16 protein-coding genes and 1 pseudogene are annotated in these 9,604 nt (G+C 42.7%); 9 read left to right on the forward strand and 8 right to left on the reverse strand.

What is annotated here, in order from left to right; translation table 11 throughout:
• Window positions 1–229: 229 nt before the first annotated feature.
• The 6 genes from IM322_RS00905 (at window position 230) to IM322_RS00930 (ending at window position 3,735) form a co-directional block, all read left to right on the forward strand.
• The gene (locus IM322_RS00905) at window positions 230–1,123 is read left to right on the forward strand and encodes an ABC transporter ATP-binding protein (RefSeq protein WP_287078055.1); all 894 of its coding nucleotides are present in this window, start codon (window positions 230–232) and stop codon (window positions 1,121–1,123) included.
• A 137-nt stretch (window positions 1,124–1,260) separates the two neighbouring features.
• On the forward strand, window positions 1,261–1,740 hold the full coding sequence (locus tag IM322_RS00910; RefSeq protein ID WP_286827365.1) for a hypothetical protein: 480 nt from the start codon (window positions 1,261–1,263) through the stop codon (window positions 1,738–1,740).
• A 403-nt stretch (window positions 1,741–2,143) separates the two neighbouring features.
• Window positions 2,144–2,425: a DUF2470 domain-containing protein gene (locus IM322_RS00915; RefSeq protein WP_286824626.1), complete on the forward strand. Its 282-nt coding sequence runs from the start codon at window positions 2,144–2,146 to the stop codon at window positions 2,423–2,425.
• A 54-nt stretch (window positions 2,426–2,479) separates the two neighbouring features.
• Window positions 2,480–2,692, forward strand: coding sequence for a hypothetical protein (locus IM322_RS00920; protein ID WP_002761887.1), 213 nt, complete (start codon window positions 2,480–2,482; stop codon window positions 2,690–2,692).
• The gene (locus IM322_RS00925; RefSeq protein WP_002798892.1) at window positions 2,689–3,042 is read left to right on the forward strand and encodes an NINE protein; all 354 of its coding nucleotides are present in this window, start codon (window positions 2,689–2,691) and stop codon (window positions 3,040–3,042) included. Before IM322_RS00920 ends, IM322_RS00925 begins: the two co-directional genes overlap by 4 nt.
• A gap of 6 nt (window positions 3,043–3,048) precedes the next feature.
• The gene (locus IM322_RS00930) at window positions 3,049–3,735 is read left to right on the forward strand and encodes a helix-hairpin-helix domain-containing protein (RefSeq protein WP_287672213.1); all 687 of its coding nucleotides are present in this window, start codon (window positions 3,049–3,051) and stop codon (window positions 3,733–3,735) included.
• 235 nt (window positions 3,736–3,970) lie between these two features.
• On the opposite strand, the gene IM322_RS00935 is transcribed toward IM322_RS00930, so the two are convergent.
• Window positions 3,971–4,747, reverse strand: a complete 777-nt coding sequence (locus tag IM322_RS00935) for an SDR family NAD(P)-dependent oxidoreductase (RefSeq protein WP_287672215.1) — start codon at window positions 4,745–4,747, stop codon at window positions 3,971–3,973.
• Window positions 4,748–4,895: 148 nt separating this feature from the next.
• Here IM322_RS00935 and isiD point away from each other — a divergent pair, with 148 nt between their 5' ends.
• Together isiD and IM322_RS00945 are read left to right on the forward strand one after the other, a co-directional pair.
• Entirely contained in the window at window positions 4,896–5,108 is a 213-nt protein-coding gene (isiD, locus tag IM322_RS00940) for a protein IsiD (RefSeq protein WP_002796844.1), read from the forward strand.
• Between the two features lie 164 nt (window positions 5,109–5,272).
• Window positions 5,273–6,271 carry an adenosine kinase gene (locus IM322_RS00945; RefSeq protein WP_287672216.1) on the forward strand — a complete coding sequence of 333 codons (999 nt, stop codon included), beginning with the start codon at window positions 5,273–5,275 and terminating at the stop codon, window positions 6,269–6,271.
• 174 nt (window positions 6,272–6,445) lie between these two features.
• On the opposite strand, the gene IM322_RS00950 is transcribed toward IM322_RS00945, so the two are convergent.
• The 6 genes from IM322_RS00950 to IM322_RS00975 form a co-directional block, all read right to left on the reverse strand.
• Window positions 6,446–6,814, reverse strand: a complete 369-nt coding sequence (locus IM322_RS00950) for a clan AA aspartic protease (protein WP_287713072.1) — start codon at window positions 6,812–6,814, stop codon at window positions 6,446–6,448.
• The gene (locus IM322_RS00955) at window positions 6,811–7,086 is read right to left on the reverse strand and encodes a hypothetical protein (protein WP_287672632.1); all 276 of its coding nucleotides are present in this window, start codon (window positions 7,084–7,086) and stop codon (window positions 6,811–6,813) included. The genes IM322_RS00950 and IM322_RS00955 overlap by 4 nt, the downstream gene beginning before the upstream one ends.
• Before the next feature lie 337 nt (window positions 7,087–7,423).
• Window positions 7,424–7,669, reverse strand: coding sequence for a toxin-antitoxin system HicB family antitoxin (locus tag IM322_RS00960; protein ID WP_287078536.1), 246 nt, complete (start codon window positions 7,667–7,669; stop codon window positions 7,424–7,426).
• Window positions 7,666–8,094, reverse strand: coding sequence for a putative toxin-antitoxin system toxin component, PIN family (locus tag IM322_RS00965; protein ID WP_287078535.1), 429 nt, complete (start codon window positions 8,092–8,094; stop codon window positions 7,666–7,668). The genes IM322_RS00960 and IM322_RS00965 overlap by 4 nt, the downstream gene beginning before the upstream one ends.
• Window positions 8,095–8,356: 262 nt before the next feature.
• Window positions 8,357–8,599: a DUF5615 family PIN-like protein gene (locus tag IM322_RS00970; protein WP_353737484.1), complete on the reverse strand. Its 243-nt coding sequence runs from the start codon at window positions 8,597–8,599 to the stop codon at window positions 8,357–8,359.
• The gene (locus IM322_RS00975; protein ID WP_002761871.1) at window positions 8,553–8,795 is read right to left on the reverse strand and encodes a DUF433 domain-containing protein; all 243 of its coding nucleotides are present in this window, start codon (window positions 8,793–8,795) and stop codon (window positions 8,553–8,555) included. The genes IM322_RS00970 and IM322_RS00975 overlap by 47 nt, the downstream gene beginning before the upstream one ends.
• Before the next feature lie 474 nt (window positions 8,796–9,269).
• Here IM322_RS00975 and IM322_RS23105 point away from each other — a divergent pair.
• Window positions 9,270–9,488: pseudogene (locus tag IM322_RS23105) on the forward strand (hypothetical protein); the annotation flags it as partial.
• 2 nt (window positions 9,489–9,490) lie between these two features.
• Here the strand turns inward: IM322_RS23105 and IM322_RS00980 are convergent.
• On the reverse strand, window positions 9,491–9,604 hold a 114-nt coding region (locus IM322_RS00980; protein WP_130758671.1), incomplete at its 5' end, for a transposase.

Here is a 9,604-nt window from a genome sequence, read left to right on the forward strand (position 1 = left end):
ATCAGTTATCAGTTATCAGTTATCAGTTATCAGTTATCAGTTATCAGTTATCAGTTATCAGTTATCAGTTATCAGTTATCAGTTATCAGTTATCAGTTATCAGTTATCAGTTATCAGTAATCAGTTATCAGTTATCAGTTAGAAAAGGCAAGAGTATTGATTAATTTGTCTTCCCATGTCTCCCACTCCCTAATCCTGACTCCTGACTATCCTTATTAGTTTATTACAAATGCTGACTATTAATAATGTCAAAAAAAATTACGGAAGACGCTTAGTATTAGATCAATTAAACTTTCATATTGAAGCGGGGGAAATTTACGGTTTACTCGGTCCCAATGGTGCGGGAAAAACCACCACTATTAACTTAATTTGTAATTTATTAAAACCCTCATCGGGAGAAATTACCTTTAATTATTTGCCAATTTCCAGAGTTACTAAAGAATTAATTGGGGTTGCCCCGCAGGAAAATTTGTTGTACAAATCCCTTACTTGTGAGGAAAATCTCAACTTTTTTGCTCAGATTTATGGACTCGATCGCACCCAGCGTCGTCATCGGATTAAAAGCAGTTTATCCGCAGTAAATTTGCTTGATCGCGCCCGTAGTCCGGTGGAAACTTTAAGCGGTGGAATGCAGCGCCGGATGAATATTGCCGTGGCTATTGTTCATCAGCCAAAATTATTAATTCTCGATGAACCAACCACCGGTTTAGACATCGAATCTCGTTATGAAATTTGGGATTTAATCGGAGAATTACGGCGCCAGGGAATGACAATTTTATTAACTACCCATCTCCTCGATGAAGCACAGCGTCTCTGTCAACGTATCGGGATTTTAAAACAAGGTCGTATTATTGCCGAAGGTAATTTAAATCAGCTGCGTCAGCATATTCCTGCGAAAGAAATTATTATCATGGATACCCAGGATCAAGAAGCGGCAATAAATCGAGGTAAACAATTAGGATTTACTCCCAAATTTTACGGAAAAGATTTAGCTTTTTGGTTACATGAACATCTAGAATTAAGCGAGATTATTCGGGCATTCGATGGCATTAATATTGATTCTATCGCCCGTCAGACGATACAGTTAGAACATATTTATATGGAAATTATGAATCAATTTTAAACCCGTTTTTGAGAATTCAGGTTGATTATCGGCATTTTTTTCAGTAATTGACCTCAATTAAGCTAAATCGCCGTTTTTTTTAGCGTCATGATCATCTATAATTTTTGGATAGGTTCTATTAATTGGAGACGGAATCAATGATGAAATTAACTTCTATCACTGGCTTATTGGGTCTATCGGCGGTATTATTAAGCTCACATCTACCGGCAGCCGCGCAAAATTGTCGGCCACTTTCTCTATTAGGGGGTGAAGGTAGTGAAGTTACGAAAACCGTCTCACAACCCACTGTTCCAGGTCCTTTCGGTGTTATCATAACTCGTAATAATTGGAATACCGATTGGGCAGTTCCGGGGGGTAGAAGTTTTCAGAGGTTTATCGTTACAGTTTCTGTCCCCCGGGCTGCCTCCTTTGATATCCGGCTGTTTCTCAAGTATAGCGATCAAACTAACGAGGAATTTTTTAATACTAATGGAGTACGAATCGAACCCGATAAACCCTTAACAATTACTGCCACAGTACGGGCAAATGATCAACCTTTTTTAGTCAATCTTTTTGTCAATGGTATTCAGCACATCGGTAATACCTACACCGCTTCTGTTGTCGGTTGTGAACGATAAAATATATAGGGTGTGCTGAAAAAGTTTTTTCTGGGGGCAGGGTGTGGGGTTTTAAGCTAAGAGGCATTTTAACCACCTATCCGATTAGCTAAATCTCACCCAATCCCTTTACTGTTGCCTCTTGTCTCATCTCAACAGGCAATTTAACTGCGCGGGTAGCCCCGGATCTTACTCTCTACCCCGATTGACCTTCAGTGGGACAATTAGAGCAATGCACAATTAAGGATTTTTGTCAAGAAAATAATATTAAACTTATTATTGATACCTGCCATCCCCAAGCTCAAATTATCTGGCAATTAGCGATTAATTAAGCTACCCTAACTAATATCCCCCCCCATTTGCCTCGATTTAGAACTGGCTTTTATCCGTCCCCACCTTATTATCGATTTTTTTCGAGAATATTATGTCTGAAACTATCACTCCCACCATTAGCGATCGCATCTGTAAACACATGAACAAAGATCACGGTGATGCCGTGCTTTTCTACGCTCAAGTTTACGGTAATATTACCGATGCAGAAACCGCTCAAATGCTCTCCATCGATCCCCAAGGCATGGATTTAGTAGTAGAAAAATTAGGGGAGAGTCAAACAATTAGAATAGCTTTCGAGCGCACCCTAGAATCAGCCAAAGATGCCCATAATATCCTCGTTGAGATGCTAAAAGTTAATCAAACCACCCCTTGACAAAGATCGATTTTGCGACTATCACCGAAAAAGACCAACCTAGAGAATTAGCCCATGAATCAGGTTAATAGTACGGGAATAAAAATACCCAAGTCTGGCTGGCGTTTACTGCCTTTTTTAGTCTTGGGTGTGCTAGTTTTTGCCTTTAATTCCTCCCTAGAATTAAATTATCTAGTCAAGGGTTATATTACTCTCTTGGAATTACAGACAGGCATCGTGGTTTTGTACTTTCTTCTGGCTAAATTAGGGAAATCTCAAAAATTATGAGAAATAGAACTATAGCGGCTTTACTAGCCTTTTTTCTCGGTTATCTTGGCATCCATAAGTTTTATCTAGGGGAGAATTTGGCAGGTGTTCTCTATCTACTTTTCTTCTGGACTTTTATCCCCGGCATCATTGCTTTTTTTGAATTTATTGGTTTAATCATCATGTCAGATCAAGCTTTTGATGCTAAATACAATCCTAACTATCTCCCCAGCAGTAGAGAGCGAGGACTGCCGGAATCAGGTCAGCAAAAAACCGCTACTTTACTCCAGCTTAAAAAACTTTACGATCAGGGAATTATTACTGCTGAAGAATACGAAGAAAAACGCAGAAAATATTTAGATTCTCTTTAAAAAAATATGTCTAATCTCTCTCCTCGCCCTCCCGAATCTTCTGAGTGGATCTGGCTATCTTTAGTCCCAGTTTTCGGTGGGCTTGCCATTGCTAATGCTGGCAAAAAAACTAATAACCAAAGTTGGTTATCCGTCGGCATTGCCTTGACAATTATCTCCCTTATTTTCCTTACACAAGAGTCTTTTATCGTAATTTGGTTTGCCCAAATCGGCCTGGGTTTATACATCCGTCAACAGCTTAATTCCCATCCAATAGCTTCGGCAAATAGAACCGATTCCAGACAGTCATCCTCTCCTCTCGAAAAAATTGATATTAACAGCTGTTCCACCAACGATCTGGTTCATAAATTAGGGTTGCCGATTGTCTATGCCAATGATATCGTTTCTGTCCGTAATGAAGGACATATTTTTACCCATTTAGAAGAATTACACTTCTTGGCTGGCCTACCAGAAAATTATCTCAAAAAATTGGAACCTTTGGTTATCTTTGCCTACGATATTCGCCAAGAAGTTGACGTTTCTTGGCGTTGTTTAAACTACCACTCCGTTGAGGAATTAGTCAATCTCGGTCTTGACTTTTCCCTGGCCGATAAAATTGTCGCCGAAAGAGAAAAAAACGGTGTCTATCGTTCGGCGATCGAAGTGAGAAACCGTACAGGTATTCCCTTAAAATCCTATCAGCAATTGCTCTAATTGGCTTGATTCTAGTTAGGGTCTGCTGAATAAATCTAAAAACCTTCTTGGGTAATATCTTGAGGCTTTTTTCAAATCAAACAAGTGCCAGTCATTGGAGTGATCGGGGGGAAAATTCAGGCACTTTTTCCCTGAAAATTAGGTAATTGACCATCTGAAAATGGGTAAAACCCTACACCCTACACCCTACACCCCACACCCTGCCCCCACGAAAAACTTTTTCAGCCAACCCTAGTTATACCTTGAATTGCTTTTCTATCAAAGACACGATCCAACTTCTGGGTAAAAAACGGGGCAGATTGACGATAATTTTATTAGCAAATTTACCGGCTACCACGTTGGGGCGTTTGTTTGCCAAGGCGGTTAAAGCCTCTTGTACCACCACTTCCGCCGAATCTAACCGGCCGTTTTTGCCCATAAAAGCCCTGGGAAATCGGGCCACCTCAAAAAAATTCGATTCCGTCGGACCGGGGCAAAGAGCGAGGATTTCAACGCCTTTGTCTTTATTTTCTGCCCAGAGAGACTCGCTAAAGCTGAGGACAAAGGCTTTTGTCGCCGCATAGACGGAAAGATAGGGCAGCGGTTGAAACCCAGCAATGGAAGCAACATTGATAATTGCCCCCCCGGCGCCGGCAAGCATCGGACGGAGAAAATAGTGGGTTAATTCCACCAGTACCAGATTATTTAACTGGATCATTTCTAACTGTCGGGCTAAATCCTGCTCGCTAAAAGCACCATAATCACCAAAACCGGCATTATTTACCAGTAAATCGACGTTGATTCCTTTTTGGTTCACCGTATCATATACTAGCTTTCCCGCCCCGGCAACGGTCAGATCTTGAACGATAACTGTCACTTTTACCCCGTATTGTTCCTCTAATTCCGCCGCTAATTGTTCTAGTTTATCTCTGGATCTAGCGACTAAAATTAGCTCCATTTGCCGTTGAGCAAGTTGACGAGCAAAGACTACACCGATACCGGTAGAAGCACCGGTAATGAGGGCTGTTTTCATAGAAGATCAACTAAAAATAGCTTTTTTTCTGGAATTGTACCACAGTGAACCTTCCATTTACAGTTCTTAACTTGGCGGGGAAGGCATTTTTTCAACTCAGAATATATGTTAGGCTAGAAATAGAACAAAGGTCGAGGAAGGTGCAGAAATGACAGTTATAAGCTTCACTGATCAAGATATTGCCAAGTATACCGCCGCTGATATTGCTTCTTTAGCCGAACGACTAGAAAAAGATGAGTATAGTAACCCCTTCGAGGCTTTGCGGGATTGGCATCTGTTGCGAGCGATCGCTTTTCAAAGGCAGGAATTAGCCGAATCTTATCTTTATCTGTTGGATCTAGAGGCCTACGATGAGGCTTAAAGTTGCTTGGTTAAACAAAACTTAACACAAATTACTGGGGGTGTGAGACTAGCACACCCATTATTTTTGATTATGGTATTCTCTGGCTGAAAAAAGCCCCTAGCTTTTTGCTCCTTATTTCCCTACTATCAGTAACAAAGTATTTTTAGGCGATCAACTAAATTATGGGCAAACAATACAACGTTTATGGGATCGGTAACGCACTCGTCGATATGGAATTTCAAGTCTCTCCTGAATTACTGCAAGAATTGGGCATCGATAAAGGAGTGATGACGCTGGTGGACGAAAATCGTCAAACCCAGTTGATGGAAAAATTGGCTTTTGATTGTAAACGCAGCGGTGGCGGATCGGCGGCTAATACCCTAGTAGCGATCGCTCAGTTGGGGGGTAGAGGTTTCTATTCCTGTAAAGTGGGTAATGACGAATTAGGCAAGTTTTATCTACAAGATCTGCGCGCCTGTGGTTTGCATACCAATGAACACGGTGGCGAAAAAGAGGTGGGAATTACGGGAAAATGTCTAGTTTTCGTGACTCCTGATGCCGATCGCACCATGAATACTTTTCTCGGCATCACCGGGGAAATTTCTGAACGGGAATTAGTCCCCTCAGCGATCGCTAATGCCGATTATCTCTATCTCGAAGGTTATCTCGTCACCTCTCCCACTGCCAAAGCTGCCGCTATTAAAGGGCGAGAAATTGCTCAGGCCGCTGGAGTCAAAACCGCTTTATCCCTGTCGGATCCCAATATGGCGATCTTCTTCCGGGAGGGATTACTGGAAATGATCGGAAAGGGGTTAGATTTCGTTTTCGCTAATGAGTCGGAAGCTTTGACTATTTCCGGCAGCGAGGAAATCGAGTCAGCGATCGCCTATTTTAAAACCATTGCCAAAGGATTCGCTATCACCCGGGGTGCCAGTGGTTCTTTAATCTATGATGGCGAAAATCTGCTGGAAATTGACCCCCATCCCGTACAGGCGATCGATACCGTCGGTGCGGGGGATATGTATGCAGGTGCGTTTCTCTACGGTATTACCCACGGTATGGGTTACCAAGGGGCGGGAAATCTTGCTTCTCTGGCAGCCTCGCGGGTGGTTTCTACTTTTGGGGCGCGTTTACAAACCGAGGAAATTCAATCCCTGCGCGATTCGATCGTTTTGGGATAGGTTTTGTCGGTGATCGGGAGTCAGTAGTCAGGTTTTTTCTCTCTGCTCCCTGCTCATAGTCTTGGGGAGAAGGGAGCGGGTTTTTCAAGTTGGATTGGGAGTTAATTATGCTATTAAAAACCGATTCAGTATAACGGTAAAGTTAGACCGTCTTCACCGATAACTTTGGCTGAGTCATAGCGCTTCAATTGTAACGCGCCCACCTTCCACTGCCTCAATCTGAAGTTTAAAGCCATAGAAAAGACCCATCCCCACTAACGGCTCTGCATCAGAAGCTGCCACATCAATAATCCGCTCTTGACCATCCCAGATCACAGAAGCTTTGTATATTTCAAAAACGACTTCGCTCCCGTCGCCTAATGTGCCAATATCTCGATAGTGCCAAGGCAAGCCCATATCTGTGATGACAGAAAGCGGTAAAGACAAAAAGCTGGTGAATCCAGTATCAATGATAGCATCGAGTGCTATTTTCGGTGAGCCAATGCGACCGACTGCCACCTTGAGGATTGCTTCACAATTATTATTGACCACACCGAACATCATACGGGTTTTCTCGGGCTGCGACTGCCAAAACGGAAGACGGCTCTATGTCCAATCCGAATCACCCAAGGTTGAGCATCAGGGACACGCTCATAGAGACGATCGGTAGCAGTAATCGTATCGTCGGCAAGCTCAAACGCTCCAGTTTCAATGTCGATCGCCACAATTCTCCCCTGATTTCCCTCCTCCACTTGAGAACGTACCTGAGATTCATAAATCTCATTACCACGTCGAGCGAATTCTTCTTTGCTGTAGCGGGGTTGTCGAACTGTCATTGGCTTGACCCTGTGGCAACTTTTGCCCTCTATTTTAACCTAAACATCGGTAATCTTCGCTAACATTCCCCAACTGGGCCCACAAGACTTGCCCTGAGCTACGTCGAAGGGCGGCATCGCACCTAAACCCACAACTTCAATCAATGGGCATGGTGCGTTCCCCAAAAATCGATCAGTGGATCAGTGGGAGCCACATTAGGGAACGCACCCTACAAGATCGGCGATCACACTGTTGAAGTTCTTGGGGAGACATATATATTGAAATTTCTTAACTATATCTACAAATGGCTTTTTGGGTTTTAATTTTTGCAGGGTTGAAGTCAAGCTAACGGTGAAGTTAGACAGTCGGTATCTTGTCATAGGCTTCTGGCTCTACATCAGGAACTTTTGCCAAAATTGCCTCATATTTCGTTCTATCACCCCTTTTCGCCCGCTCTATTAGGTAATTTTCTGTCATCAATGCTGAAAGTTTCTCAGCGATCGCAGTAGAGATAAATTGATCAATAGAAATTCCATCGCGACTTGCAAGGTCACACAAGCTTTTCTGTAATGAGTCAGGAATTTGAACTTGAACAATACTCATGGTAATTTTCCTATCAAGCGTAAGAACTCCGACGGCTCAAGCAGACTTAACCCGAACTGCTCAACGCCAGCAAAGTCACGAGTGTTATATGTAATTATACTCTGACATCCTGCCTTGACTGCAAGCTCCAATACCATATCGTCTTTGGGATCGCGTAAGAAGGGTCGCCAAAGGAAGAAAATTTCATGAGGTATACCAACCGAGCAGTAGAAATCAATTAGGTCATCTACTTCTTCTCTGCTCAAATAAAGATTTGGTAACTCCCGCAACAAAACGTCCGTGTATTCCAAGACAAGGGGAACTGACAAGTGTATATCAAATTGTCCCGTATCTATAAGGGTAAGCAGTTGGAATGCACTACCACGTCTAGATCTCAGCCCTGAAACAATGACATTGGTATCAATAACAATTTGAGGTAATGGCATTCGGAACTGGGCAACGATGATTATCAGTATCGGTACACCTCAACTTTATCATCACAGGACGAAAATAGGATGCACTACATTTCCTTAACGCACCCTACCAGATCGGCGATCGCACTAATGGTAAACGACGAATACGAATACGGCTTGGCTCAACCGTAATAGCTGATCCTTGTTCTAAATCCTCCTCGCACTCAGGGATTACTGTCAACAAAAGATTCGTAAGTGCTTGGGCGCGTAATCTTTCAACCCGAATGCGAATGACTCAAGGAGTATTCGCTACATCAAGTGCCAGCAATGTATGAAAATCCGCATCGAGAGTAGCAACAACCCGTCCTTCGTCTCTAGCCCTTTGGATAATGTCTGAGTCTTCAGCTTCAGACATCCCTATTTCACCAACATGGATAGTGTCGATTCCAGCATCACGTAATAAAGTTGCCGCAGAAAGCGGTAGTCCCTGATCAAGCAACAGCTTCATAGCGATTAGGAAGTTCAATGATGCGATCATCCAAGTAAGAAGAGGCAAAAATTAGGGCTTGTCGAATATCTTCATCCTCCAGTTCCGGAAACTCTTGATGTAATTCTGCTCGATCGGGATAAGTTGCCAGTAGCTCAATCACTCGACGAACCGTAAGGCGAAGATTACGGATGCAGGGTTGCCCATTCATACGGTTTGGATTGCTCGTAATACGATCTAGTTTCATTAGAGTAATTCTATTGCTTCATGATCATTTTAACCTTTAGCGGGGGTAAGCAATGCCTGAAAGACATCCCCCACATATCCATTCTCTGTCATCAGATAAACCGTCACCCATACTATCTTTATATCACGTCCAAAAGCGTGTTAGCCAGATTAGCCCACACCGCACTTTAACCCACAGCTTCAATCAATGGGCATGGTGCGTTCCCCAAAATCGATCGAGCGAGCGGTAGGAGCCACATTAGGGAACGCACCCTACAAGATCGGCGATCGCGCTGGTTAAACAACAAGCTATAGCAGAGAGCGAGTTGGTTAGGACGATCAATCGGTAAAACCCTTGACCGATAAGAGCTTGAAAATTGAAGATGTCCTAAATGACCTATTTTTTGCTATACCAATTGAATTATTGTATGATGGTTTTCCAGTTCAGTGTCTTTACCTTGGTTCAATCTTCGTGAGTCAATCGTTTGCCTTTTATATGGATGAGAGTGGTAGTCCCAAGCCGAATCCCAAGGACTCGGCTAGCTACTTCGCTGTTGGGGGAGTATTAATTGAGCACAATGATGAAAGTAGCATTTGTTTACAAATTGCGGACTTGAAAAAACGTTGGGGAATTGACGAAAGTGTTCCTCTACATGGCAACGAAATTCGGAGTCGAAAGAAAAACTTTGCTGGCTCTTCGTTACTCTTTATGCTAAATCAACAGACAAGATGCCAAGATAACATACTTCTAACCCAAAAATTCCGAAAGTTTCTAAAGCCATAGCCTCTTCGTTTTATTAGTTTAAGTTTATTGTTGATTCCCTCGACCAC

The sequence above is a fragment of the Microcystis sp. M109S1 genome, assembly GCF_020247025.1.
Taxonomy (GTDB): domain Bacteria; phylum Cyanobacteriota; class Cyanobacteriia; order Cyanobacteriales; family Microcystaceae; genus Microcystis.